We start from the raw sequence: 23,837 nt of genomic DNA on the forward strand, positions 1-23,837 counted from the left end.
GTTCCCGGTATAGTGAGGCGCCATGGATGAGCGCAACGATTTTGATCCTGAGCAGATCGCGGACGCACCGCTGTTCAGCGCGCGGCTGACACCCCATCGTTCGCTGAGCCGCCACGGCTTTCTGGTGCTGATGGGATTTGTCATCGCCGTCAGTTTCGCGGCCGGCATCATGTTCCTGATGATGGGTGCGTGGCCGGTGTTCGCCTTCTTCGGGCTCGACGCGCTGATCATCTATTGGGCGTTCAAGCTGAACTTCCGCCGCGCCGACGCCATCGAAGACATTGTCGTCACGCCCTATGAAATCCGCGTCCGGCGTATCAGCCATCGCGGGCATGTTGTCGAATGGACGCTCAATCCGCTGTGGGTCCAGCTCGAGCAGAAATCGCACGCCGAATTCGGCATCGAGAAGCTCTACCTGGTCTCGCGCGGACGGCGACTCTCGATCGGAAGCTTTCTCGGCCCGGATGAAAAAGCCAGCTTCGCCAAAGCTTTAACAACAGCGCTCCAGGCCGCCAAGCGCGGGCCCACGCTCAATCCGGTCACCTGATCGCTCGCCCGAACCGCAGGCAGGAATCGGGTGGTTTGCACCACCACGAACAGCATAGATCCGCATCATGATGGACACCCCATAACGGATGCCGCCATGATGAACACCGCGATGAAATCCATGCTCACCGATCTGAAACTCGCAAAGCCCTCCAAGCAGGGCGCGGCACTGCGCGACTACGATTCGGTGCGCCGCGCCATCGGATTCATCTCCGAGCAGTGGCGCACCCAGCCGACCATCGAGGCGATGGCCGACGCCGCGCATCTGACACCCGATGAACTGCATCATCTGTTCCGGCGTTGGGCAGGACTGACGCCGAAGGACTTCATGCAGGCGCTGACGCTCGACCACGCCAAGCGGCTGCTGCGCGATTCCGCCAGCGTGCTCGATGCCGCTTATGACTCCGGCCTGTCCGGTCCGGGACGGCTGCATGATCTGTTCGTGACCCATGAAGCGATGTCGCCGGGCGAGTGGAAAAAGGGCGGCGAAGGCATGACGCTGCGCTACGGCTTCCATCCCTCGCCGTTCGGCATGGCGGTAATTATCGCCAGCGAGCGCGGGCTTGCAGGTCTGGCGTTCGCCGACGAAGGCGAGGAAATGCCGGCGCTGGCCGATATGCAGCGGCGCTGGCCGCTGGCGACCTACATCGAATCGTTCGCCGAGACAGCGCCTTTGGCGAAACGGATTTTCGATTCCTCGCAATGGCGCGAAGACCAGCCGCTGCGCGTGGTGCTGATCGGTACCGACTTCGAGGTCCGGGTCTGGGAAACGCTGCTGAAGATTCCGATGGGCCGCGCCACCACCTATTCGGATGTCGCGTGCAAGATTTCCTCACCGAAGGCGTCGCGCGCGGTCGGCGCAGCCGTCGGCCGGAATCCGATTTCGTTCGTGGTGCCGTGCCACCGGGTGATCGGCAAGAGCGGCGCGCTCACCGGTTATCACTGGGGCATCACGCGCAAGCGCGCGATGCTCGGCTGGGAAAGCGGACAGGCGGCGGGGCACTAAATTCCATATTCAGTTAGGCGCTTTTTTGCGGCAGCCACTACATACGGCTCAAATTCAGCTTCGTACTTTAAGACCAGCGCCTCGGCCGAGAGCTCCCGCGCCATGTCGAATTCAACGAGCTTAAGAAATCCAGTAGATGGCGTTGGTTTCATAGCGAGGTCGGCTAAAGTTTGCCGTACCCCCACCCTGCCCAGCTTCTGACGCGTCCGACTAAGTCGCTTCGTCTTTCCACTTTCCTCGGACAGCGCCTCCTCGAGGGCACGCATCACAATCGCAAACTCCGCTTCTAGCGGATCATCAATGTTGCGCCCTTCAATCCTACAAAGCTGAATATAAGCAGCCTTGCGTACATCCTCTCGACCCAGCCGCTTCGCGTTAGCAATCCAGTTCCTCAACTTATCTCGATCCCACTCATTGGAAAGATCAGGAACCGAATTCATATTCTTACCCCGCTAAATCCACCACGGACGCCACAGTGGCGTCGGCGTTAAGCCGATAGACGACCGGCGCGCCGGTGCCGAGCTCGCGCTTGAGAATCTGATCCGGCGTCAGCTTTTCCAGCACCATGATCAGCGCGCGCAGCGAGTTGCCGTGCGCTGCGACCAGCGTGCGCTGGCCGCGCAGCACACAGGGCAGAATTTCCTGCACATAGTAAGGCAGCGTACGCGCCAGCGTATCCTTCAGGCTTTCGCCGCCGGGAGGCGGCACATCGTAGGACCGCCGCCAGATCAGCACCTGCTCCTCGCCCCACTTGGCGCGGGCGTCGTCCTTGTTGAGACCCGACAGGTCGCCGTAGTCGCGCTCGTTCAGCGCAAGATTGCGCGTGATCGGAATCCCGGTCTGGCCCATTTCCTTCAGCGCAAGATCGAGCGTGGTCTGCGCGCGCGTCAGCACCGAGGTGAAGGCGACATCGAAGGTCAGTCCCTGCTCTTTCAGCTTGCGGCCGGCACCGATGGCTTCCTTGACGCCAAGTTCGGTGAGACCTGGATCTTTCCAGCCGGTGAAAAGATTCTTCAGGTTCCATTCGCTCTGGCCATGACGCACAAGCACGAGAAGACGTTCGCTCATTCTTTCGATTCCGATTTCGCTGATGAATTCAAGATGTGCCGATGCCGAGCACATCGGCCATGGTGTAGAAGCCCGGCTTCTTGCCCATCGCCCACATCGCCGCCTTCAGCGCGCCGCGCGCGAAGATCATGCGATCCTCCGACTTGTGCGCCAGTTCGATGCGTTCATAAGGCCCGGCGAAAATCACCGTGTGATCACCCGTGGCGGTACCGCCGCGCAGGGTCGCAAATCCGATGTCGCCCGGAATGCGCGCGCCGGTATGACCGTCGCGCGCGCGCACCGACCGCTGATCGAGATTGACGCCGCGGCCATCGGCGGCCGCCTGACCCAGCAGATAGGCGGTGCCCGACGGGGCATCGATCTTCTGCCTGTGGTGCATTTCAAGAATCTCGATGTCGAAATCCTCGTCGAGCGACTTCGCCACCTGCTTGACCAGCGCCGCCAGCAGGTTAACCCCGAGGCTCATATTGCCGGACTGAACGACGATGGCCTGCGAGGTAACGCTCTTGATGACTGCGTTGTCCGACGCCGACAGGCCGGTGGTGCCGATGACATGAACAATGCCGCGCTGGGCCGCGATGGCGACATTGGCGATGGTCGCAGCCGGCACGGTGAAATCGAGGATTCCGTCGGCGTTCTTCGACAGGGTCCAGAGGTCGCCGGACAATTCGATCCCGTTGGGGGCAAGCCCCGCCAGTACGCCGGAATCCTGACCCAGCAGCTCGGAGCCCGGCGCCTCCAGCGCCCCGGCCAGCGTAGCTCCCGGGGTTTCGGCAATGGCGCGGATAAGGGCCCGCCCCATCCGGCCACCGGCTCCAGCAACGATCAGGCGCATATCGGCCATTTCCAGCCCTCAAAACCCGTTTCAAAACTTGCTTTCGGCGGTATAGCGGCGCCAAGCCACGGCGGCAACCGCACTCCGGCCCGCGCGACAAGGTGGTTTGTAGCCAGCACCGCGCGACGGCCTGCAGAAGTCATGCAAAGGTCACGCGCGCGGCCTAATTCAGAGACCACCCGAAGGACGATCACCATGCGCTTCCTGCCCGCCCTCTCCGCGCTGACGCTCATGATCGGCGCCTCGTTGATGCCCGCGGCCGCCGCCGAGCGGATCGGCGGCGACAACGCGTTCTCGTTCGTGGCGCTCGGCGATATGCCCTACAACCTGCCGGAGGACTATACGAAGTTTGACCGGCTGATCGCCGCCGTCAACGCGCTCAAGCCGGCCTTCACCCTGCATGTGGGTGACATCAAATCCGGCGGGATTCCATGCAGCGACGAGGTCCTGAAGAAATCCTACGACCAGATCCAGACCTTCGAGGGCGCGTTGGTTTACACCATCGGCGACAACGAATGGCTCGACTGCCATCGCAAGGCTGCTGGCGGCTACAATCCGCGCGAGCGTCTCATGAGGCTGCGCGAGATGTTTTTCGCAACGCCCGGAAAATCGCTCGGCAAGACGCCGCTCGATGTGGAAAGCCAGGCGTTGCTGATGCCGGAATTCTCAACCTATGTGGAGAACACCCGGTTCGCCAAAAACGGCGTGATGTTTCTCACCGCGCATGTGCCCGGCTCGAACAACGGCTTCGAGGCGCAGGACCCCGGCGCGGCGCCGGAGTTCTTCGCCCGCGACAAGGCCAATGTCGCCTGGATCAATGCGAGCTTCGCCAAGGCAAGCGCCGATAACGCCAAGGCCGTTGTGATCTTCGTGCAGGCGGAGTTCGACGAGTCGCGCTTTCCCAATGGCGCGATGCCGCGCCAGTCCGGCTTTATCAACACGCTCGACGCCATCGAGGCCGGTGCGAAAAGCTTCGGCAAGCCGGTGCTGCTGATTCACGGCGACGAACATTATTTTTCAATCGCGCCGCTGCGCAACAGCAAGGGCAAGCCAATCCCCGGCGTCAACAAGCTGATGGTTTACGGTGACACCCTGGTCCACGCCGTGCGCGTGGTGGTCGATCCCGACAGCAGCAACGTGTTCGGATTCATTCCGCTGATCGTCCCTGAAAACGGGATGGGGAAGTAGCAGCAGTCAACGGTCATCTCGACTCTCGCCGTCCTCCTGAGGTGCCGTAGCGAAGCGGAGGCCTCGAAGGGAGACGGCGCATTACCTTGTCATCCTTCGAGGCTCGCAAGTGCTCGCACCTCAGGATGACGGTTCGGTTTTTATCTCGTGGAGCTTACGGCTGATCGCCGTCATAGCCTTCGATAATGATGATCTCGCCCTTGGAATGCGGCGCGCGCGCCTTGATCAGCGCCTGATATTCCGGCGAATGGTAGCAAGCCTGCGCGGTCGCGTAGTCCTTGAATTCGAGCACGACATTACGCGACCGCGCCGGGCCTTCGTGGGCCTCGTGGGTGCCGCCGCGCACCAGAAACTTCGCGCCATATTTCTTGAACACCGCGCCATTGTGCGCGACATAATCGCGCCGATAGGCATCGAGGTCATGTACATCGATCCGCGCAATCCAGTAACCCTTGGCCATTGCTGTCTCCTTTTTATTAGCCGCCCGCCTGCGCGATTTCGGAAACGATCGCTTCCGCCGCCGCCTTCGGATCGGCGGCTTCCACCACCGGCCGGCCCACCACAAGATAATCCGCACCGGCAGCGATCGCGCGGCCAGGGGTCATGATACGTTTCTGATCGCCCGCCGCGCTGCCTGCGGGGCGAATGCCCGGCGTCACCAGCGCCATCTGCGGACCGACAATGCCGCGCACGGTGGCAGCCTCTTCGCCTGAACACACAAGGCCATCGACGCCGAGAGTCTGTGCCTGCAGCGCGCGCGCTTCCACCAGATCCGATACACCGAGCCGATAGCCTGCCGCGTGCAGATCGTCCTCGTCGTAGGAGGTCAGCACCGTGACCGCGAGAATCTTAAGCGACGATCCGCGCGCCTCGACCGCCGCCTGCATGGTCTGCGGATAGGCATGCACCGTGGCGAAGGTCGCCCCTAACTTGGCAATGCTCTCGATGCCCCTGGCTACCGTGTTGCCGATGTCGTGCAGTTTCAGATCGACGAAAACCTTCTTGCCACGCTCCGCGAGTTTCGGCACCAGCGCCAGCCCGCCGGCGTAACCAAGCTGGTAGCCGACCTTGTAGAAGGTCACGCTATCACCAAGTCGCGCGATCAGCGCTTCCGCCGCCTCGACGCTGGAGAGATCGAGCGCAACAATCAGCCGGTCGCGGGTGTCAACATGTGCTGGCTTCATGCGGTCTCACATCATCTGCTGGGCGGTATCGATCAACTGGCGCAGGGTTCCGCGCAGCAATTCGGCGTCGGCCGGATCCTTCAGGCGGTCCATGTCGTCGAAGGCCTGATCGGCAAACGACAGTCCCATCTGCTTCGGGACCACCGTCGCGCCGCAGCCCAGCGCCAGAATCTGGCGCAGCGCCATCAGCACACGAAGCCCGCCGAATTTTCCGTCGGACGCCGCGCCGATCGCAAAGGCGCGCTCGCGAAACACCTGACCGAACGTCTCGCCCCGGTCGCGCACCCGCGTCACCCAGTCGATGGCATTCTTCAAAAGCGGCGGCACCGACGAATTATATTCCGGGCTGACGATAAGGACGCCGTGATGTGCGCCAATCATGCGTTTGAGATCGACGGCGTTGGCCGGTACGCCGGATTTCGCTTCAAGGTCGCCGTCATAGATCGGCAGCGGATAATCGGCGAGCGAGATCAGCGTGACATCGACATCGAGCAGCGCCAGTTCCTTGACGGCGACGGCGGCAAGCCGTGCGTTGAACGAGCCGGTGCGCAGCGAGCCTGGAATGACGAGGATTTTCAGTGCGGCCATGATGTCCCTGTCGCCTTCGGACAGGGCGAAGGCGCGACAGGTTTATAGCTTGGCGAATTTCGGGACGCAAAACGCGGCGGTCGGGCAGTATCAGCCCTTGCGGTAGACCCAGACCCGCGCGGGAGGCAGGTTCATCCAGACCCGCTCCGAAGCCTGGGTGTGAATTCCCGGCAGCGATTTCGGGATCGGCGGCGCCACCGAGTAGGTGAACTGAATGAAGGGCGCGCCCGGCTCCATCTTCTGGAAGGCATCGCGCATCAGCTTGAGGCGGACCAGCATCGGCTTGGTGACCAGCGGCAGGCCCGAAGCCATCGCGGCCGCAGGCTCTTTCCAGTCCGCCAGCGTCTGGTCGAGGTTGTAGGCATCGCCCTGGATGACCGTCGCCTGCGGATAGCGTTCACGCAGCAGCGCGCAGAAACCCGGATCGAACTCCACCAGCACGAGGCGTTTCTCGGCCACGCCATGCGCGATCAGCGCGTCGGTGATCGCGCCGGTGCCGGGGCCGAGCTCAATGACGGGACCGGTGGAATGCGGATCGACGTAACGCGCCATCGTGCGCGCCAGCGCCTTGCTGGAAGGCATCACCGCACCCATGTGCAGCGGCTTTTCAATCCATGAGCGGAGAAAACGGACTTCGTCATCGAGACGAAGCGGCTTTTTCAACGCGCGCGCAGTGGATTGGGGAGCCATGATACTTCCAACGGAGCCCCAGGGCGGGGCGAGGCGTCAAATTTCCTTCACAATGGGGTATCGACGCAAGCAAAAAGAAGCGGGCGCGTCGCGCGGGGCCCTATGGCGAATTGGCGCGGGTTCCGAAGAAGTCCTTGACCATCTTGAAGAAACCAGCCGCTTCCGGCTGCGTGTCGCCTGACGACAGCTTTTCGAACTCCGCCAGCAGTTCTTTCTGCTTTTTGGTCAGATTTTGCGGCGTTTCGACCACGACCTGAACATACAGGTCGCCCATCTGCCGGGAACGCAGCACAGGCATGCCTTTGCCGGCGACGCGGAAGCGGCGGCCGGACTGGGTGCCTGACGGCACCTTCACCTTGGTCTTGCCCTTGTCGATGGTCGGCACGTCGAACTCGCCGCCCATCGCGGCGGTCACCATCGACACCGGAACGCGGCAATGCAGATCGGCGCCGTCGCGCTGGAAGAACTTGTGCGCCGCCAGCGACAGGAAGATGTAGAGATCGCCCGCAGGACCGCCCTGCACGCCCGCCTCGCCTTCGCCAGCGAGACGGATACGGGTGCCGTCCTCAACTCCCTGCGGAATGTTGACCGACAGCGTGCGCTCCTTCTGAACGCGGCCCTGTCCCGAACAGGACGCGCACGGCGTCTCGATCATCTGACCGCGGCCCTGACAGCCCGGACAGGTGCGCTCCAGCGTGAAGAAGCCTTGCGCCTGGCGAACGCGGCCGGCGCCGCCGCACATCGAACAGGTCTTCGGCTTGGTGCCGGCCTTGGCGCCGGTGCCGGAGCATGTCTCGCAGGTCACCGCAACGGGAATGTTGATCTGCGCGGTCTTGCCGGAGAATGCCTCCTCCAGCGTGATTTCCATGTTGTAGCGCAGGTCCGCCCCGCGCTCGCGGCCGCCACGGCCGCCGCGCTGTCCGGCCATGCCGAACAGGTCTTCGAAAATATCTGAGAAAGAAGACGCAAAGCCCGCGCCGAAGCCGTGCGCATGGCCGTTGCCATTGCCCTGCTCGAACGCGGCATGGCCATAGCGATCGTAGGCGGCACGCTTGTTGCCGTCCTTGAGGATCTCGTAGGCCTCGGAGATTTCCTTGAACTTGTGCTCGCAGGACGGGTCGCCCGGATTCTTGTCCGGGTGCCATTTCATCGCGAGCTTGCGGAAGGCCGACTTCAGGCCGGCTTCGTCGACAGAACGTTCGACTTCCAGTGTCTCATAATAGCAGGCCTTAGACATGGCTGATCTGTGTCATGCGAGTCTGGATGTGTGAGTGGTTCGGTTCACCACGAAAGGCCTCCCCTTGAAGGGGAGGCCGGTCGTGTACAGTTACGCGGACTTCTTGTTGGTCTTATCGTCATCGACTTCGGTAAACTCGGCGTCAACGACATCGTCCTTCGCAGCATCCTTGGCGGCGTCCGCCTCGGCCTGCTGCGTGTACATTGCCTCGCCGAGCTTCATCGAAGCCTGAGCGAGGGTATTGGTCTTCGTCTTGATGGCTTCTGCATCGTCGCCCTTCAGGGCTTCCTTCAGATCCGCCAGCGCGTCTTCGATGGCCTTGCGCTCGGGCTCGCCGACCTTCGCACCATGCTCGGCCAGCGCCTTCTCGGTGGAATGCACCAGTGCGTCGGCATGGTTCTTGGCGTCGACAGCCTCGCGGCGCTTCTTGTCCTCGGCCGCATTGGCCTCGGCGTCCTTGACCATCTTTTCGATGTCGCTTTCCGACAGTCCACCGGACGCCTGAATGCGAATCTGCTGTTCCTTGTTGGTTGCCTTGTCCTTCGCCGACACATTGACGATGCCGTTGGCGTCGATGTCGAACGTGACCTCGATCTGCGGCATGCCGCGCGGCGCCGGAGGAATGCCCATCAGGTCGAACTGACCGAGCATCTTGTTGTCGGCCGCCATCTCGCGTTCACCCTGGAACACGCGAATGGTGACCGCGCCCTGGTTGTCCTCGGCGGTCGAGAACACCTGGCTCTTCTTGGTCGGGATCGTAGTGTTGCGCTCGATGATGCGGGTGAACACACCACCCAGCGTTTCGATGCCGAGCGAGAGCGGCGTGACGTCGAGCAGCAGCACGTCCTTGACGTCGCCCTGAAGCACGCCCGCCTGAATCGCGGCGCCGATGGCAACGACTTCATCAGGGTTGACGCCCTTGTGCGGCTCCTTGCCGAACAACTGCTTCACGACTTCCTGCACCTTCGGCATGCGGGTCATGCCGCCGACCAGAACGACTTCGTTGATCTCGGCTGCCGAAAGACCGGCATCCTTCAGCGCCTTGCGGCACGGCTCGATGGTCTTCTGGATCAGATCGTCCACCAGCGCTTCGAACTTCGCGCGGGTGAGCTTCATGGTCAGATGCTTCGGACCGGAAGCGTCCGCCGTGATGAACGGCAGATTGATTTCGGTCTGTGTCGTCGACGACAGCTCGATCTTGGCCTTTTCAGCGGCTTCCTTCAGGCGCTGCAACGCGAGCTTGTCGTTGCGCAGGTTGATGCCCTGCTCCTTCTGGAATTCGTCCGCCAGATAGCCGACGAGGCGCATGTCGAAGTCTTCACCGCCGAGGAACGTGTCGCCGTTGGTGGACTTCACTTCGAACACGCCATCGCCGATCTCGAGGATCGACACGTCGAAGGTGCCGCCGCCGAGGTCGTACACCGCAATGGTGCCGTTCTTCGTCTTGTCGAGACCGTAGGCGAGCGCTGCCGCCGTCGGCTCGTTGATGATGCGCAGCACTTCAAGGCCGGCGATCTTGCCGGCGTCCTTGGTGGCCTGACGCTGGGCGTCGTTGAAATAGGCCGGAACGGTGATGACCGCCTGATCGACCTTCTGGCCGAGATGAGCTTCCGCGGTCTCTTTCATCTTCTGAAGAATGAAAGCGGAGACCTGCGAGGGCGAGTAGGTCTGGCCGTCGGCCTCGACCCAGGCATCGCCGTTGGAAGCCTTAACGATCTTGTAGGGGACAAGCTTCTTGTCCTTTTCGACCGTCGGATCGTCGTAGCGGCGGCCGATGAGGCGCTTGACTGCGAAGATGGTGTTTTCCGGATTGGTAACAGCCTGGCGCTTGGCGGGCTGGCCGACGAGGCGTTCGCCGTCGTCAGTGAAGGCAACGATGGACGGTGTCGTCCGCATGCCCTCGGCATTCTCGATAACTTTCGGCGATTTGCCGTCCATCACGGCAACGCACGAATTCGTGGTGCCGAGATCGATCCCAATGACCTTTCCCATGGTCCTCTAGTCCTTCTTTTTGCGGCAGGTTGGCTGGGCCCTGACGGCGCACCAATCCAAACCCCCAATATCAAATGTTCGCGACGTCGCGACGCTCCGCCTCATATAGGAGGGGGGCATGGGGCCGCAAGGACCGGCCCTTGTAAACAGCCGGGAAAATGAATTTTTACGCCCGCCACAGACCCGCCCTCCGGGCACGGGAAGCAACGGCGAATGCGTCAATTTGCAACGATTCGGGCCTTGATCTGTTGGCCCGGCGCGGAAACAGTCAGGGCCTCGAAAACGAGACCATCCCGCCGTGCCCAACCATCGAACGGCCTCAATACGACATCAGTCAGGCTTCATGAAAACAATCGTCCGCCTTCTCGCCGTTGTCTTTATCGCTGTCGCATCTCCGGCCCTGGCCGCCGATCCGGTGTTCCCATCGGGGGCACGCGTCGGGCTGGTGCCCGCCGAAGGGCTCACCGTGGCCAAGGATTTTCTGGGGTTCGAATCCGCGGATCAGAAGGTCAAGGTCGGCGTCGCCGAGATACCTCCGGCAGCGTTCGCCGCAGTCGAAGCCGCTGTGAAGGAGGGCAAGCCCACAACCACAGGATCGAAGCCGGAGGCTTTCGAAACCGCGGCCGGCAAGGCGTTCATCACGTCCGATACCGGCAAGGATGGCGCGACCACGATCAAGATGTACTCGGTCATCATCTCCGGCGAGAAATTCACCGGCTACATCATCGCGCAGGCCCGCGAGGACGCCGCCAAGCCTCTCTCAGATGACGCCATGCGCAAGATGTTCGCCTCTGCGACGCTGCGCAACGAAGTGCCGACCGAGGAACAGCTCAGCCTGATGCCGTTCAAGATCGGCGAGCTCAGCGATTTTAAAACCGTTCGAACCCTGGCGCCGCGCTCGTCGATCCTGCTGACCGACGGCACCGAGGACACCACGCTCGATGGTGCGCCCTACATGGTGATCGGTCTGACAGCGTCCGGTCCGTCCTCGCCGGAAGATCGCGGGCGCTTTGCACAACAGACCGCAGCCGCGATTCCCGGCATTCGCAATGCGCGAATCATCTCGAACGAGCCGATGCGGATCGAAGGCACACCCGGATTCGAAACACGGATCGAAGCCGTGGCCGGCAAGAACGACACGCCGGTGACCGTGGTGCAGTGGCTGAGATTCGGCGGCGGATCATCGCTGCGGATTATCGCAAGCGCGACCCGCGAGGAATGGCCGAAAGCGTTCCCGCGATTCCGCGCAGTCCGGGACGGCATCGACCCGCGTTAGCAGACGCTAGTTCTTCGCGCCGCCCTTGGAGACAGCGACCAGCGCCGGACGCAGCACGCGTTCGCCGATGGTGTACCCGCCCTGCACGACCTGCACGACGGTGCCCGCCGGCACCGAGGAATCCGGTACCTCATACATCGCCTGATGGAAGTTCGGATTGAACTTCTCACCGAGCGGTTCAAGCTTCTGCACGCCGTTTTTCTCGAGCGCCTTGTGCAGCGACTTCTCGGTCAGCTCAACGCCCTCGATCAGCGCCTTGAGGCCGGGATCGGCGGCTTCGCGGGCTTCCATCGGCACGGCATCCAGCGCGCGCTGCAGATTGTCGGCGATGTCGAGCACGTCGCGCGCGAAAGCCGTGATGCCATAGGTCCGCGCGTCGGCGACTTCACGCTGGGTCCGCTTGCGCAGATTTTCCATCTCCGCGAGCGTGCGCAGCATCCGGTCCTTGGCCTCGGCCACCTCCTTGGTGAGCGCTTCGACCGAACCCTCCTCGGGATCGTCGGGCATCACGTACGGCTTTGAGACCACGGGCTCCTTGTCGTTCGCCGGTTCCGGCGCCGACGCGTCCTGCGGTTCCTTTTGCCCATTGGAATTGGCCATTGCTTACCCTTTTCAGCAAATCGTCGTCGTCATGTGGGATTGTTAGCCCGCATATCGTGCTTTAGAGGCGGAAAATCAAGCGCAAACGCACTATTTGCCGATCAGCTGGCTGACGATCCGGGCGGCGTAATCGACTGTCGGGATGACCCGCGCATAGTTCAGCCGGGTCGGGCCGATGACGCCGAGCACGCCGACGATATGACCCGCGCCATCGCGATAGGGCGCGATGATGGTCGAGGAACCGGACAGTGAGAACAGCTTGTTCTCGGAGCCGATGAAAATGCGCACACCGTCGGCGCGTTCCGCGCGGCCAAGCAGATCGATCACGCCTTTCTTGGCTTCAAGATCGTCGAACAGCAGCCGCACCCGCTCGAGATCCTCCATCGCGTGAAGATCTTCCAGCAGATTGGCGTGACCGCGAACGATCAGTTGCCGCTCATCGCTGGCGCCGCCGGACCAGCTCGCAATACCCGCCGCGATCACCTTCTGCGTGAGTTGATCGAGCTCGCTGCGTCCCGCCGTCAGCGCGGCTTCGAGTTCGCTGCGCGCCTCCGCCAGTGTGCGCCCGCGAATCCTGGCGTTGAGAAAATTCGAGGCTTCGGTCAGCGCCGACGACGGCACGCCCGGCTGCAGCGTCAGCACGCGATTTTCGACCTGGCCGTCTTCGGCCACCAGCACGACCAGCGCCTGCGTCGGTTCCAGCCGCACGAATTCGATATGCTTGAGCCGCACATTCGACTTCTGCGTAAGGACCACGGCGGCTGCGCGGGTCAGACCCGACAGCCGTGTCAGCGCTTCGCTCAGCGCGGCTTCGACTGACGTTGCTCCGCCGACGGATTTAAGCTGGCTTTCGATCGACTGCCGCTCCGGCTCGGTCAGATCGCCGACCTGCATCAGCGCATCGACGAAAAAGCGCAGGCCGAGTTCGGTCGGCAGCCGGCCCGCGGAGGTGTGCGGCGCGTAGATCAGCCCCAACTGCTCGAGATCCGACATCACGTTGCGCACCGAGGCCGGGGAAAGCGGCATCGTGATAAGGCGCGAGATGTTGCGTGAACCCACCGGCTCGCCAGTGGCCAGATAGCTCTCGACGATCTGGCGGAAGATATCCCGCGACCGCTCGTTGAGCTGCGCCAGTCCGGCGTTCGGCGTGATCAGATGGCCTATCGGGTCATGGTGGGCCAAAATCGGGCTCCAAACGGGTTGTTCCTGCTACAATTGTCCATGCCGCAGGACGATGACAAGCCGCATTCTGCGAACATCCTTATCTTCCCTTGCCGCTGCGGTCCCAACCCCCTAAAAGCAGCGCCAAATCAGGATTTTCCGGAATATCAGGAGGTTTTTCATGCGGCCGAGCCGTCGCGCGCCCGACGAACTGCGCCCCGTCACGCTGGAACGCGGCGTGGTCAAATACGCCGAAGGTTCCTGCATGGTAAAATTCGGCGACACCCATGTGCTGGTCACCGCCACGCTGGAAGATCGCCTGCCGCCCTGGCTCAAGGGACAGGGCCGCGGATGGGTCACCGCCGAATACGGCATGCTGCCGCGTGCCACCCATGAGCGCATGCGCCGTGAATCGGCTGCCGGAAAGCAAAGCGGCCGCACCGTCGAGATCCAGCGCCTGATCGGCCGATCGCTGCGCACCACCGTCGACCTTGTTGCGCTGGGCGAACGCCAGATCACCGTGGACTGCGATGTCATTCAGGCTGACGGCGGCACACGCACTGCTTCGATCACCGGCGCATGGGTCGCGCTGGCGGATTGCCTGCAATGGATGAAGGCGCGCAACATGCTCAAGAACGACAACGTGCTGCGCGACAACGTCGCCGCGATTTCCTGCGGCATCTACAACGGCACGCCGGTGCTCGACCTTGATTACGCCGAAGACTCCGAGGCCGACACTGACGCGAACTTCGTGATGACCGGCGACGGCCGCATTATCGAAGTCCAGGGCACCGCCGAAAAGACGCCGTTCTCGCAGGAGGAGTTCCTCAACCTGATGGCGCTGGCCAAGAAGGGCATCGCCCGGCTGGTCGACCTGCAAAAAATGGCAGTGGCGTAATTTTCCCGCTTCCGCTCGCACCCGTCACGGATAACCATTGCGCATGAGTGATCATCGCCGAATCACCGGCCGCCTTGTGATCGCGACCCACAATCCCGGCAAGCTTGCCGAGATGCGCGAACTGCTTGCGCCCTACGGCGTGGAGGCGGTGTCGGCGGCAGAACTCGGTCTCGCCGAGCCGGATGAGACCGGCACGACGTTTCAGGCCAATGCCCGCATCAAGGCCATGGCCGCGGCGCAGGCGACGAAACTTCCCGCCTTCGCCGACGATTCGGGTCTCGCAGTCGATGCACTCGATGGCCAGCCCGGAATCTATTCGGCGCGCTGGGCCGGAGAGGACAAGAATTTTCTCGCCGCGATGTCGCAGATCGAACGCCTGTTGCAGGAGCGCGGCGCGAAGGAGCCCGCACAGCGCAAGGCGCATTTCGTCTCCGCGCTGTGTGTCGCCTGGCCGGACGGACACCTCGAAGAGGTGGAAGCGCGCGTCGACGGCACGCTGGTCTGGCCGCCGCGCGGCACCGCCGGCTTCGGTTACGATCCGGCGTTTCTGCCGGACGGCCACACCCGCACCTTCGGCGAGATGACCAGCATCGAGAAGCACGGTCTGCCGCCGCACGGAATGGGACTTTCCCACCGCGCAAAGGCCTTTGTGAAACTCGCGGAGATGTGCCTCAAATGAGCGCTGACGCGAAAGAGGCCTTCGGTGTCTACGTCCACTGGCCGTTCTGCCTGTCGAAGTGTCCCTACTGCGACTTCAACAGCCATGTGCGCCACGCGCCGATCGACGAGTTTCGTTTCGCCCGCGCGTTCGAGCGCGAGATCGAGACCACCGCCGCGCGCACGCCAGGCCGTGAGGTTACCTCGATCTTTCTCGGCGGCGGCACGCCGTCGCTGATGCAGCCGCAGACGGTCGGCGCGATCCTCAACGCCATCGCGCGGCACTGGCGCCTCGCCGGCGATGTCGAGGTGACGCTGGAGGCCAATCCGACCAGCGTCGAGGCCACGCGCTTTCGCGGCTACCGCGACGCCGGCGTCAATCGCGTCTCGCTCGGCGTTCAGGCGCTGGAAGATGCCTCACTCAAAGCGCTGGGACGCCTGCACACCGCACGCGAGGCGCTCGACGCGGTGGCCATCGCGCGCTCGGTATTCGACCGCTACTCGTTCGATCTGATTTACGCGCGGCCCGATCAAACTCCGCAGATGTGGGAAGACGAACTGAAGCTCGCGGTGGCGGAAGCCGCCGAGCATCTGTCGCTGTATCAGCTCACCATCGAGCCGGAGACGCCGTTCTTCGGTCTGCATGCAGCCGGCAAGCTCAAGATTCCCGACGAGGCCGTGGCGCGCGCGCTCTATGACGTGACGCAGGATGTTTGCGCCAAACTTGGTCTGCCGTCCTACGAGATTTCAAATCACGCGCGGCCGGGCGCAGAGTGCAAGCACAACCTCGTCTACTGGCGCGGCCAGGAATATGCCGGCATCGGCCCGGGCGCGCATGGCCGCCTCGATATCGACGGCATCCGTCACGCCATCGCGACAGAGAAGCGTCCGGAAACGTGGCTGATGCGTGTCGAAGCGCAGGGCCACGGCGTGACCAGCGACGAACTTCTCAACAGCGAGGAGCGCGCCGACGAATATCTCCTGATGGGACTGCGCCTCGCGGAAGGCATCGATCCGGTGCGCTATCGCGCGCTATCAGGCCGCGCGCTCGATCCGAGGCGAATCGAAATCCTGCGCGACGAAGGCGCGATCACCGTCGATCCCGACGGACGCGTGCGGGTGACGATGCAGGGATTTCCGGTGCTGGACGCCGTGGTCGCGGATCTCGCCGCGTAATCGCTTGGAAAAAACACCCCACCCGACTGACCTTCGGTCAGCCACCCTCCCCATCGAGGGGAGGGATGAACCTCGCCGCATGTGAAGAAACTTTCTTCTCCCTCCCCCTTGTGGGGAGGGTCGGCGCGAAGCGCCGGGGTGGGGGAAAAATTTACGCCCCAAAACTCTTCGGCGATCCGGCAACGATCTGTCCACCACTCGGGCCGACACGCATCACGGCAAGGCCTCGCTCATTGGTGCCGTCGCTGCGGAACCGAAACAACCCGTCGATGCCCGCAAAGCCCGAAGGATTGGTCAGGACCTCCGGCGAAAACCGCTGGCCGCCCTGTGTGCGGGCGAGCGCAGCAACCAGCGCTACGCCGTCATAGGCGAGGGTTGCGGTGCGGACCGGATCGCCGCTGTATTTCGCACGGTAGCGCTGGGAAAAGCTGCGGAAGCCGGCCGGGTCGGGCGCCGCATAAAGCCCGCCGCGCAGATTGGCATTTGCGAACACCCGGGGATTGTCCCACAGACCGGTGCCGAGCAATTGCAGGCGCTGGAGATTCACACCGGCCGCGACAAGTGCATCGGCGGCCATGGGCAAGGCGTCACCGTCGTCGGCAAGCAGCAAGGTGTCCGCATTCTTGAGCGCCTCGGAAATCGTTGTCGCGGTCGCGCCGATTTGCGAGCGGTCCGCGCCGTACTTTTCAAACGCGGCAATGCGGCCACTGCGGCGCGGGACTGCCTGCTTGAAGGCGGCTTCGACCACATTGCCGTAAGCATTCTCCGGCAGGAACGCTGCGAACGATCGCTTGCCGGTCCCGGCCGCATACTCAACGATGCGATTGACATCCGACTCAGGCAGAAAGCTCAGAAGATAGACGCCGCGTCCGGCAACACTCGAGTCGGTCGAGAACGCGATCATCGAGATGCCGCGATTGCGCGCCGCCTGTGCAGCGGCCGGAACCGACTGGGCGAACAAAGGCCCCAGAATAATTTCGGCGCCCTCGTCGACGGCCTGCTGGGCACCTTGCTGTGCGCCCTGCGGAGTGCCGTTGTCGTCCTTGATCAGAAGCTGGATGTTCGGGTTCTGAAATTCTGCGAGCGCCAGCTCCGCGGCATTGCGCATCGACTGCGCGGCGACGGCGGCATTGCCGGACGCCGACAACGGAAGCAACAGCCCGACCTTGACCTGGCCGCTGCCCACCGCCGCCGGCTGCTGGGGTGGACCGGCCGGCTGCTCGCCGCCGGAGAACGGAGATTGCATGCCGCTTCCGGCGCATCCGGCGATGAGCGGCGCCCCCAGAATCAGACCGACGGCACTGCGGCGGGTCGCGCCGGTGCGGGGAGGCTTTGGAGTGAACGGCGCAACCATCATTAACTTCCGGGTATCGATCCTCAGACACGTCTGGAAGAGGATTCAGGCATATTGTCGGCTATAGGCCAGCCGGATCAAAGGCTTTTTGCATACTCCCGCACAACCGGACATGAACAGCTATTGCAGGTGCGAACAAGACGAGACGGCGCTTCGGCGCTAGATTGTCCCAATGCGCACCAAACCATCCCCCGCTTCATCCCCTGATTCCGACAGCTCCGCCCGCAGTTTCGCGGTGGCAGGGCAACTTGTGCATGCGCCCAAGGCCGCACCCGGCCTGTATCTGGTAGCGACGCCCATCGGCAATCTCGGCGACATCACCCTGCGCGCGCTGGAGACACTCGCCGGCGTGGACATCATCGCGTGCGAGGACACACGAATCACGCGGCGGCTGATGGAGCGTTTCTCCATTAATGCGACACTCAAGCAGTATCACGAGCACAATGCCGAGCAGGCAAGGCCGAAGATCCTGGACGCGCTGGCGCGCGGATCGTCCATCGCACTGGTGTCCGATGCCGGAACGCCGTTGATTTCCGATCCGGGATTCAAGCTTGTGCGCGAGGTCAGCGCAGCGGGCTTTCCGGTGATCGCGCTGCCCGGCCCGTCGTCGGTGCTGACGGCGCTGTCGGTCGCCGCGCTGCCGACCGATCGATTTTTCTTCGAGGGCTTCCTGCCGTCGAAACAGAATGCACGCCGCACCCGCCTCGCCGAGCTTGCGCGCATCGACGCAACATTGGTGATGTTCGAGAGCGGCGCACGGGTGCAGGATTCTCTGCAAGATCTTGCTGGCGTCATGGGCGAGCGCGAAGCCGCGATCTGCCGCGAAATGACCAAGCTGCATGAGGAGGTGCGCCGCGCGCGCCTTTCCGAACTCGCGGCGATTGCCGACACGCTCGAGACGCGGGGAGAATTCGTGCTGGTGGTGGGTCCGCCCGCCGCCGATGCAGGAGCGATGAGCGACGACGCGCTCGACGACCTGCTGCGGACATCGCTGGCGCGCGGCAGCGTCAAAGACGCCGTGGCTCATGCGGTTGAAGTGTCCGGGCGGCCGCGCCGGGAAATCTATGCCCGTGCCCTCGAACTCTCGAGGGATGGCGATGACGCGGGATAGCGATCCGCCGCCGCGAACGCTCAAGACGCGTGGCACCATCGCGCCAACGAATTCAGCGCCCGAGGACCGCACAGCAAAGCCTCCCTCGCCCGCGCGGGTCGCGGCGTTTCAGACCGGAATTTCCGCCGAAAGCAAAGCCTGCGTTTACCTGATCGCCAAGGGCTATCGCATTCTGGCGCGGCGCTTCCGAACGCCGTATGGCGAGATCGATATCGTGGCACGACGACGCAGCCTGCTGGCCTTTGTCGAGGTCAAGGCCCGCGCTTCGCTGGACGATGCGGCCTATTCCGTCACTCCGCAGCAGCAGCAGCGCATTGTCGCAGCCGCGCAAGCCTGGCTGATGGCGCATCCCGAGCACGCCAATTTCGATATGCGTTTCGATGTCGTCCTGATCGCGCCCAAACACCTGCCAAAGCACCTGATGGCGGCGTTCGACGCCAGCGGGTGAGGGTTGCGCGGAATTGCTCTGGAAAGAGCGCGCCAAATCGCACAGATTGCCGCCGCAACGAACAATGGCCGGGTTTAAATCATGAAGCTGAAAGTCGCCGTCCAGATGGACCCCATCGCGCGGATCAACATTCGCGGCGACTCCACATTCGCGCTGCTGCTCGAAGCACAGAAGCGCGGCCATTCGCTGTCCTACTACACGCCGGAAAAACTATCCCTGAAGGGTGAGCAACTGGTCGCCAGCGTTCAGCCCCTGACCGTGCGCGATCAGGAGGGTGACCACTTCACGCTGGGCGATGCGAAGCGCGTCGATCTCGAATCCTTTGACGTGATCCTGCTGCGGCAGGACCCGCCGTTCGATCTCGCCTACATCACCACCACGCATTTCCTCGAGCGCATTCATCCGAAAACGCTGGTGGTGAACAATCCGGCCAGCGTGCGCAACGCGCCGGAAAAAATCTTCGTGATGGAATTCGCGGACCTGATGCCGCCGACGCTGATTTCGCGCGACAAGGACGAGATCAACGCTTTCCGCGCCGAGCAGGGCGACGTGGTGATGAAGCCGCTGTATGGCCATGGCGGCGCTGCGGTGTTTCGCATCACGCCGAACGACATGAACTTCGGTTCGCTCTACGACATGTTCTCGGTGACGTTCCGCGAGCCGTGGGTGATCCAGCGCTTCCTTCCCGAAGTGAAGCATGGCGACAAGCGCATCATCCTTGTCGACGGCGAATTCGCCGGCGCCGTGAACCGCGTGCCGGCCGCAGACGATCTGCGCTCCAACATGGTGCGCGGAGGCGCAGCGGCCGCGACCGATCTGTCGCCGCGCGAGCGCGAAATCTGCGAACGGCTGAAGCCCGCGCTGCGCGAGCGCGGCCTGCTGTTCGTCGGCATCGATGTGATCGACGGCCACCTGACGGAAATCAACGTCACCTCGCCAACCGGCATCCGGGCCATCGCCCGGCTCGGCGGCCCAGATGTCGCGGCCAGGATCTGGGACGTCATCGCCGCCAAACGCGCGTAACAACCCGATGACAGCTTAATCAATTGCTGACCACCTTCTGCCAATCTGGCGGCGGGGGGAGTGTGCCAATGCCGGATACGCGGTATGCGTGCACCGAAACGGGCTGACCAATGGCAATTGAAGTCTTCAACGGCACCTCGATTCCGCGTGAGCTGACCACCGCCGCGATGGAATTCCTGTGGGTCAAGTGGAAAACTCTCAACGATACCAATGACTTAAGCTTGCAGCGACTGACCGAGGAATGTTCCTATCAGTTGCGCTCCAATTCCATTCACCTGCTCACGATCAACGACGACTTTGTCTACATGTACGTGGGCGAGTCGGTTCAGGCCAACGCCAGCGAAAGCCTGGCAGGCAGCCTGCTGTCGCAGCAGATCAACCCCCTCAAGCGGGAATTCGCCGACGTCTATCGTCAGGTGGCCAAGCGCCTCACACCGGCCTTCGTTCGCTTTACCGCGACCTGGTCGCAAACCGGCCAGCTCTGGCAGCGCCTGATCCTGCCGATCAAGGTCGCCGACGGAGCGGTGATTCTTGTGGTCTATTCCGAGCTGATTAACCATCAGACCGAGATCTACGATCACCTGTTCCGCACCGCGCCGGACGCCATGATCATCGCCTGCCCCATCACCAATGACGCCGGTCACGCCATCGACGGCTGGGTCCTGATGATGAACGACCGCGCGCGCCATCTCTTGAGATTCGACGGCACCATCGGCAACCTGCGCCTCACCCAGTTGCCGCAATTCGCCGGTGTCGACATCTGGGGCCGGCTTTACGCTCCGAAATCCGCGGCCGCCGCAACACCGGTGACCACTGCGGACTTCAATGTCGACATCATGCGTTTTCCGCATGTGTTCGGTCTTCGGATTACGCCGAAGATCGACGACAGGGACGCTACGCTGGTTCCGAACAGCAGCGCCCACGGCGCCAGTCAGCTCGCCTGATTTTCAACATCCCGATTTGAAGCCGGCATGACTTCCGCGTGACGCCGCGCGTGCGTGCTTGTGCATGGCCGTCCTTGCCAGCGCCCGAAAACGGGGCTCATAATCGCAGTTGCGACGACACGTGGCCAACAACAAAATTCAACGGAGGAATGCATGACGCTCGATGTTTCGCGACGATCTCTCCTCGCTCTCGGCGCCGGAGTCGGCGCTAGTCTTGGCGCAAGTCTTGGCGCGACAATGATGAGCGGCGCTGCCATGGCGCGCGCGCCAAAGCTCGGCACGCAGGCTCCCTACTTTCATCGCTTCAAACTCGACGAGGCCGAAGTTACGGTGGTGTCCGACGGGCCGCTGCCGCTCGGCGATCCATCCGGCACATTCCTCGGCGTCCCGAAGGAAGACGTGCAGAAGATGCTGAGCGATAATTTCCTCAGCCCCAGCAACGTCATTCTCGAACAGAACGCGCCGATCGTGAATTTCGGCGAACGCATTGTCCTGTTCGACACCGGCATGGGCACGTCGAAACTTTTTGGACCGACCACCGGGCGCTTGCAGAAGAGCATCACCGAAGCCGGCCTCAAGCCGGAAGATATCGATGCGATCGTTTGCTCCCATGCGCATGTCGACCATATCGGCGGCATCGTCGATGAAGGCGGCAAGCCGCTGTTTCCGAACGCGCAGGTCTACATCAGCCAAGCCGATCTCGAGTTCTGGACCGACGAGAAAAAACTGGACGGACCGCTCAAGGACTTCATCGCTCACGCGCGCAAGAACCTGATGCCGGTGCGCGACCGCATCGTGTTCTTCAAGGACGAGCAGGAATTCCTGCCCGGCGTCACGGCAATCGCCGCGCCCGGCCACACCTTCGGCCACCATATGTTCATGATCCAGTCGGGTGGAAAGTCGTTCGCATTCCTCGGTGATCTCACCCACCATCAGGTGCTGCTGCTGGAGCGGCCGAAGATGGAATTCGCCTATGACTCCGATCCGAAGATGGCGGCGGCAACGCGGGTGAGGCTGCTGGACACAATCGCGGCCAACAAGACGGCCGTGATGTCCTATCACTTCCCCTGGCCGGGCTACGGCCATGTGGTGAAAGCAGGCGATGGCTTCCGCTACATCCCCGAACCGATGATCATGAATCTCTGAGGGTTTTGGCTGCAGCGGGTCTCCGGCTCGCTGCCGCCGGCCATTCCGGCCACGACCGGCAGCATGTTCCCTAAATGTTCTTGCGCTCCAGAAAGTTCCTGCTAGGGTTGTGGCGGGGGCGAGGGAGCAATGGTTCAGCGCGTTTCCACGGTGGCGTTTGAAGGCATCGAAGCCCGCGCGGTGGACGTGCAGGTCCAGGTCGCGCCCGGACTGCCCGCCTTCACCATCGTCGGCCTGCCGGACAAGGCGGTGTCGGAAGCCCGCGAACGGGTGCGCTCCGCCCTGATCGCCTCGGGCCTCGCCCTCCCCGCCCGGCGAATCACCGTCAATCTCGCGCCCGCCGACCTGCCCAAAGAAGGCAGTCATTACGACCTTCCCATTGCACTCGGGCTGATGGCCGCCATCGGCGCGATCCCGCCCGATGCGCTGAATGGATTTACGGTGCTCGGCGAACTCGGGCTCGACGGCTCGATCGCGCCTGTCGCGGGCGTGCTTCCCGCAGCGATCGGAGCCAACGCGCGCGACGAGGGACTGATCTGCCCCGCGGCCTGCGGCGCGGAAGCAGCGTGGGCCAGTCCCGAGATTCAGATCGTCGCGGCGGCATCGCTGATTCAGATCGCCAATCACTTCAAGGGCACACAGGTTCTGTCGCGGCCGCAGCCGAAGATCACCGAGCGCCAGACCACGCTGCTCGACCTGCGCGACATCAAGGGCCAGGAAAGCGCCAAGCGTGCGCTGGAGATCGCCGCCGCCGGTGGACATCACCTCCTGATGATCGGCTCGCCTGGTGCAGGCAAGTCCATGCTGGCGGCGCGGCTGCCCTCGATCCTGCCGCCGCTGTCGCCGTCCGAACTGCTCGAGATTTCGATGATCGCATCTGTCGCGGGCGAAATCGAAGGCGGCGCATTGACGGCGCGGCGGCCGTTCCGCGCGCCGCATCACTCCGCAAGCATGGCTGCGCTGACCGGTGGAGGCATGCGCGCCCGGCCGGGCGAAATTTCGCTGGCGCATCACGGCGTGCTGTTCCTCGACGAGCTCCCCGAGTTCGATGCACGCGTGCTGGACTCGCTGCGCCAGCCGCTGGAGAACGGCGAGGTCGCGGTGTCCCGGGCAAATCATCGCGTGACCTATCCGGCGCGGTTCATGCTGGTGGCGGCGATGAATCCGTGCCGCTGCGGATACGCCTATGAACCCGGCTATTCCTGCAAGCGCGGCCGCATCGACCGCTGCACGGCAGATTATCAGGGCCGCATTTCCGGTCCGCTGATGGACCGCATCGATCTGCGGATCGAAGTGCCGGCCGTGACCGCATCCGACCTGATCCTGCCCGCACCGGCGGAAGGCTCCGCGGAGGTTGCCGCGCGCGTCGCGGCGGCCCGCGCCGTTCAGATCGCCCGCTATGGGGCCCTGGGCCTGCCGCACATCCGTACCAACGCGGAAGCGCCGGCTGCCGTGCTGGAAGAGATCGCGCAGCCCGACGCGCAGGGGCAAAAGCTGCTGCGCGACGCCGCCGAAACCATGCGCCTGTCGGCGCGCGGCTATCACCGCGTGCTGCGGGTGGCGCGTACGCTGGCCGACCTCGACGGCGCGGACACCATCGGGCGGCTTCATCTCGCCGAGGCCCTGTCCTACCGCGCGCTGGCTGAAGATTTACGCCGCGCGGCGTAGCTCATATCGGCGCCCGCAAACCCTTCAGTAACGATCTCTCT

The 23,837-nt window shown here is 63.1% G+C and carries 25 protein-coding genes; 13 read left to right on the plus strand and 12 right to left on the minus strand.

The annotated features are described in order from the left end of the window. The first annotated feature begins 22 nt into the window (after nucleotides 1–22). Entirely contained in the window at nucleotides 23–547 is a 525-nt protein-coding gene (locus ACP7AL_RS05600) for a DUF2244 domain-containing protein (RefSeq protein ID WP_024921072.1), read from the plus strand. A 96-nt stretch (nucleotides 548–643) separates the two neighbouring features. Further along, nucleotides 644–1,552, plus strand: coding sequence for a methylated-DNA--[protein]-cysteine S-methyltransferase (locus ACP7AL_RS05605; RefSeq protein ID WP_425989669.1), 909 nt, complete (start codon nucleotides 644–646; stop codon nucleotides 1,550–1,552). On the opposite strand, the gene ACP7AL_RS05610 is transcribed toward ACP7AL_RS05605, so the two are convergent. Genes ACP7AL_RS05610 through dapB form a run of 3 tightly spaced genes read right to left on the minus strand, consistent with a single transcriptional unit; the run spans nucleotide 1,549 to nucleotide 3,464 of the window. Then, on the minus strand, nucleotides 1,549–1,992 hold the full coding sequence (locus ACP7AL_RS05610) for a hypothetical protein (protein ID WP_425989671.1): 444 nt from the start codon (nucleotides 1,990–1,992) through the stop codon (nucleotides 1,549–1,551). The two genes, ACP7AL_RS05605 and ACP7AL_RS05610, sit on opposite strands and share 4 nt — an antisense overlap. Before the next feature lie 4 nt (nucleotides 1,993–1,996). Then, a complete protein-coding gene (locus tag ACP7AL_RS05615; RefSeq protein WP_425989673.1) occupies nucleotides 1,997–2,620 on the minus strand; it encodes a 2,3-bisphosphoglycerate-dependent phosphoglycerate mutase in 624 nt (207 codons plus the stop codon). A gap of 28 nt (nucleotides 2,621–2,648) precedes the next feature. After that, on the minus strand, nucleotides 2,649–3,464 hold the full coding sequence (dapB, locus tag ACP7AL_RS05620) for a 4-hydroxy-tetrahydrodipicolinate reductase (protein ID WP_425989675.1): 816 nt from the start codon (nucleotides 3,462–3,464) through the stop codon (nucleotides 2,649–2,651). Nucleotides 3,465–3,650: 186 nt separating this feature from the next. Between dapB and ACP7AL_RS05625 the strand changes: the two genes are divergently transcribed. After that, the gene (locus tag ACP7AL_RS05625; RefSeq protein WP_425989677.1) at nucleotides 3,651–4,643 is read left to right on the plus strand and encodes a hypothetical protein; all 993 of its coding nucleotides are present in this window, start codon (nucleotides 3,651–3,653) and stop codon (nucleotides 4,641–4,643) included. A gap of 154 nt (nucleotides 4,644–4,797) precedes the next feature. On the opposite strand, the gene ACP7AL_RS05630 is transcribed toward ACP7AL_RS05625, so the two are convergent. From ACP7AL_RS05630 to dnaK, 6 genes are all read right to left on the minus strand, one after another. Continuing rightward, nucleotides 4,798–5,103 carry a DUF1330 domain-containing protein gene (locus tag ACP7AL_RS05630; protein ID WP_425989679.1) on the minus strand — a complete coding sequence of 102 codons (306 nt, stop codon included), beginning with the start codon at nucleotides 5,101–5,103 and terminating at the stop codon, nucleotides 4,798–4,800. A 16-nt stretch (nucleotides 5,104–5,119) separates the two neighbouring features. Next, nucleotides 5,120–5,827: an orotidine-5'-phosphate decarboxylase gene (pyrF, locus tag ACP7AL_RS05635; protein ID WP_425989681.1), complete on the minus strand. Its 708-nt coding sequence runs from the start codon at nucleotides 5,825–5,827 to the stop codon at nucleotides 5,120–5,122. Nucleotides 5,828–5,833: 6 nt separating this feature from the next. After that, nucleotides 5,834–6,415 carry an NADPH-dependent FMN reductase gene (locus ACP7AL_RS05640; protein ID WP_425989683.1) on the minus strand — a complete coding sequence of 194 codons (582 nt, stop codon included), beginning with the start codon at nucleotides 6,413–6,415 and terminating at the stop codon, nucleotides 5,834–5,836. Between the two features lie 90 nt (nucleotides 6,416–6,505). Beyond that, complete coding sequence (locus ACP7AL_RS05645; RefSeq protein ID WP_006023341.1) at nucleotides 6,506–7,105, minus strand: class I SAM-dependent methyltransferase; 600 nt, start codon at nucleotides 7,103–7,105, stop codon at nucleotides 6,506–6,508. Nucleotides 7,106–7,205: 100 nt separating this feature from the next. After that, a complete protein-coding gene (dnaJ, locus tag ACP7AL_RS05650) occupies nucleotides 7,206–8,342 on the minus strand; it encodes a molecular chaperone DnaJ (protein ID WP_425989685.1) in 1,137 nt (378 codons plus the stop codon). 90 nt (nucleotides 8,343–8,432) lie between these two features. Then, on the minus strand, nucleotides 8,433–10,334 hold the full coding sequence (gene dnaK, locus ACP7AL_RS05655; protein ID WP_006023339.1) for a molecular chaperone DnaK: 1,902 nt from the start codon (nucleotides 10,332–10,334) through the stop codon (nucleotides 8,433–8,435). Nucleotides 10,335–10,677: 343 nt separating this feature from the next. Here dnaK and ACP7AL_RS05660 point away from each other — a divergent pair, with 343 nt between their 5' ends. Continuing rightward, on the plus strand, nucleotides 10,678–11,610 hold the full coding sequence (locus ACP7AL_RS05660) for a hypothetical protein (protein WP_425989688.1): 933 nt from the start codon (nucleotides 10,678–10,680) through the stop codon (nucleotides 11,608–11,610). A 6-nt stretch (nucleotides 11,611–11,616) separates the two neighbouring features. On the opposite strand, the gene grpE is transcribed toward ACP7AL_RS05660, so the two are convergent. Continuing rightward, the gene (gene grpE, locus ACP7AL_RS05665) at nucleotides 11,617–12,210 is read right to left on the minus strand and encodes a nucleotide exchange factor GrpE (protein WP_006023337.1); all 594 of its coding nucleotides are present in this window, start codon (nucleotides 12,208–12,210) and stop codon (nucleotides 11,617–11,619) included. 90 nt (nucleotides 12,211–12,300) lie between these two features. Continuing rightward, entirely contained in the window at nucleotides 12,301–13,392 is a 1,092-nt protein-coding gene (hrcA, locus tag ACP7AL_RS05670) for a heat-inducible transcriptional repressor HrcA (protein WP_006023336.1), read from the minus strand. Nucleotides 13,393–13,552: 160 nt separating this feature from the next. Here hrcA and rph point away from each other — a divergent pair, with 160 nt between their 5' ends. Genes rph through hemW form a run of 3 tightly spaced genes read left to right on the plus strand, consistent with a single transcriptional unit; the run spans nucleotide 13,553 to nucleotide 16,102 of the window. Beyond that, the gene (rph, locus tag ACP7AL_RS05675) at nucleotides 13,553–14,269 is read left to right on the plus strand and encodes a ribonuclease PH (RefSeq protein ID WP_425989690.1); all 717 of its coding nucleotides are present in this window, start codon (nucleotides 13,553–13,555) and stop codon (nucleotides 14,267–14,269) included. A gap of 43 nt (nucleotides 14,270–14,312) precedes the next feature. Then, nucleotides 14,313–14,948 (plus strand): RdgB/HAM1 family non-canonical purine NTP pyrophosphatase, encoded by a 636-nt coding sequence (rdgB, locus tag ACP7AL_RS05680; protein WP_425989692.1) that lies wholly within the window; start codon nucleotides 14,313–14,315, stop codon nucleotides 14,946–14,948. Next, nucleotides 14,945–16,102: a radical SAM family heme chaperone HemW gene (gene hemW / locus ACP7AL_RS05685; protein ID WP_425989694.1), complete on the plus strand. Its 1,158-nt coding sequence runs from the start codon at nucleotides 14,945–14,947 to the stop codon at nucleotides 16,100–16,102. Before rdgB ends, hemW begins: the two co-directional genes overlap by 4 nt. 151 nt (nucleotides 16,103–16,253) lie before the next feature. Here the strand turns inward: hemW and ACP7AL_RS05690 are convergent, their stop codons facing one another. Next, the gene (locus tag ACP7AL_RS05690) at nucleotides 16,254–17,456 is read right to left on the minus strand and encodes a penicillin-binding protein activator (protein WP_425989696.1); all 1,203 of its coding nucleotides are present in this window, start codon (nucleotides 17,454–17,456) and stop codon (nucleotides 16,254–16,256) included. A gap of 172 nt (nucleotides 17,457–17,628) precedes the next feature. Between ACP7AL_RS05690 and rsmI the strand changes: the two genes are divergently transcribed. From rsmI to ACP7AL_RS05720, 6 genes are all read left to right on the plus strand, one after another. Continuing rightward, nucleotides 17,629–18,567: a 16S rRNA (cytidine(1402)-2'-O)-methyltransferase gene (gene rsmI, locus ACP7AL_RS05695; RefSeq protein WP_024921061.1), complete on the plus strand. Its 939-nt coding sequence runs from the start codon at nucleotides 17,629–17,631 to the stop codon at nucleotides 18,565–18,567. Next, nucleotides 18,554–19,015, plus strand: a complete 462-nt coding sequence (locus ACP7AL_RS05700) for a YraN family protein (RefSeq protein WP_425989699.1) — start codon at nucleotides 18,554–18,556, stop codon at nucleotides 19,013–19,015. Before rsmI ends, ACP7AL_RS05700 begins: the two co-directional genes overlap by 14 nt. 81 nt (nucleotides 19,016–19,096) lie before the next feature. After that, nucleotides 19,097–20,038 (plus strand): glutathione synthase, encoded by a 942-nt coding sequence (gene gshB / locus ACP7AL_RS05705; RefSeq protein ID WP_425989701.1) that lies wholly within the window; start codon nucleotides 19,097–19,099, stop codon nucleotides 20,036–20,038. Between the two features lie 110 nt (nucleotides 20,039–20,148). Further along, complete coding sequence (locus tag ACP7AL_RS05710; RefSeq protein ID WP_425989703.1) at nucleotides 20,149–20,982, plus strand: hypothetical protein; 834 nt, start codon at nucleotides 20,149–20,151, stop codon at nucleotides 20,980–20,982. A gap of 153 nt (nucleotides 20,983–21,135) precedes the next feature. After that, nucleotides 21,136–22,128: an MBL fold metallo-hydrolase gene (locus ACP7AL_RS05715; protein ID WP_425989705.1), complete on the plus strand. Its 993-nt coding sequence runs from the start codon at nucleotides 21,136–21,138 to the stop codon at nucleotides 22,126–22,128. Between the two features lie 129 nt (nucleotides 22,129–22,257). Next, nucleotides 22,258–23,796, plus strand: coding sequence for a YifB family Mg chelatase-like AAA ATPase (locus ACP7AL_RS05720; protein ID WP_425989707.1), 1,539 nt, complete (start codon nucleotides 22,258–22,260; stop codon nucleotides 23,794–23,796). The last annotated feature ends 41 nt before the right edge of the window (nucleotides 23,797–23,837 follow it).

Origin of the sequence: Afipia sp. DC4300-2b1 (genome assembly GCF_049895725.1) — a bacterium.
Lineage (GTDB): Bacteria > Pseudomonadota > Alphaproteobacteria > Rhizobiales > Xanthobacteraceae > Afipia > Afipia broomeae.

Bases quoted from the DNA above. Each gene is read 5' to 3' on its own strand.
- ACP7AL_RS05610 (WP_425989671.1), bottom strand. From the start codon at position 1,992: ATGAATTCGGTTCCTGATCTTTCCAATGAGTGGGATCGAGATAAGTTG.
- ACP7AL_RS05720 (WP_425989707.1), top strand. From the start codon at position 22,258: ATGGTTCAGCGCGTTTCCACGGTGGCGTTTGAAGGCATCGAAGCCCGC.
- ACP7AL_RS05715 (WP_425989705.1), top strand. From the start codon at position 21,136: ATGACGCTCGATGTTTCGCGACGATCTCTCCTCGCTCTCGGCGCCGGA.
- ACP7AL_RS05625 (WP_425989677.1), top strand. From the start codon at position 3,651: ATGCGCTTCCTGCCCGCCCTCTCCGCGCTGACGCTCATGATCGGCGCC.
- ACP7AL_RS05600 (WP_024921072.1), top strand. From the start codon at position 23: ATGGATGAGCGCAACGATTTTGATCCTGAGCAGATCGCGGACGCACCG.
- ACP7AL_RS05700 (WP_425989699.1), top strand. From the start codon at position 18,554: ATGACGCGGGATAGCGATCCGCCGCCGCGAACGCTCAAGACGCGTGGC.
- dnaJ (WP_425989685.1), bottom strand. From the start codon at position 8,342: ATGTCTAAGGCCTGCTATTATGAGACACTGGAAGTCGAACGTTCTGTC.
- hemW (WP_425989694.1), top strand. From the start codon at position 14,945: ATGAGCGCTGACGCGAAAGAGGCCTTCGGTGTCTACGTCCACTGGCCG.
- rdgB (WP_425989692.1), top strand. From the start codon at position 14,313: ATGAGTGATCATCGCCGAATCACCGGCCGCCTTGTGATCGCGACCCAC.
- dnaK (WP_006023339.1), bottom strand. From the start codon at position 10,334: ATGGGAAAGGTCATTGGGATCGATCTCGGCACCACGAATTCGTGCGTT.
- pyrF (WP_425989681.1), bottom strand. From the start codon at position 5,827: ATGAAGCCAGCACATGTTGACACCCGCGACCGGCTGATTGTTGCGCTC.
- ACP7AL_RS05645 (WP_006023341.1), bottom strand. From the start codon at position 7,105: ATGGCTCCCCAATCCACTGCGCGCGCGTTGAAAAAGCCGCTTCGTCTC.
- dapB (WP_425989675.1), bottom strand. From the start codon at position 3,464: ATGGCCGATATGCGCCTGATCGTTGCTGGAGCCGGTGGCCGGATGGGG.
- ACP7AL_RS05690 (WP_425989696.1), bottom strand. From the start codon at position 17,456: ATGGTTGCGCCGTTCACTCCAAAGCCTCCCCGCACCGGCGCGACCCGC.
- ACP7AL_RS05605 (WP_425989669.1), top strand. From the start codon at position 644: ATGATGAACACCGCGATGAAATCCATGCTCACCGATCTGAAACTCGCA.
- ACP7AL_RS05640 (WP_425989683.1), bottom strand. From the start codon at position 6,415: ATGGCCGCACTGAAAATCCTCGTCATTCCAGGCTCGCTGCGCACCGGC.
- ACP7AL_RS05630 (WP_425989679.1), bottom strand. From the start codon at position 5,103: ATGGCCAAGGGTTACTGGATTGCGCGGATCGATGTACATGACCTCGAT.
- ACP7AL_RS05615 (WP_425989673.1), bottom strand. From the start codon at position 2,620: ATGAGCGAACGTCTTCTCGTGCTTGTGCGTCATGGCCAGAGCGAATGG.
- rsmI (WP_024921061.1), top strand. From the start codon at position 17,629: ATGCGCACCAAACCATCCCCCGCTTCATCCCCTGATTCCGACAGCTCC.
- rph (WP_425989690.1), top strand. From the start codon at position 13,553: ATGCGGCCGAGCCGTCGCGCGCCCGACGAACTGCGCCCCGTCACGCTG.
- ACP7AL_RS05660 (WP_425989688.1), top strand. From the start codon at position 10,678: ATGAAAACAATCGTCCGCCTTCTCGCCGTTGTCTTTATCGCTGTCGCA.
- ACP7AL_RS05710 (WP_425989703.1), top strand. From the start codon at position 20,149: ATGGCAATTGAAGTCTTCAACGGCACCTCGATTCCGCGTGAGCTGACC.
- gshB (WP_425989701.1), top strand. From the start codon at position 19,097: ATGAAGCTGAAAGTCGCCGTCCAGATGGACCCCATCGCGCGGATCAAC.
- grpE (WP_006023337.1), bottom strand. From the start codon at position 12,210: ATGGCCAATTCCAATGGGCAAAAGGAACCGCAGGACGCGTCGGCGCCG.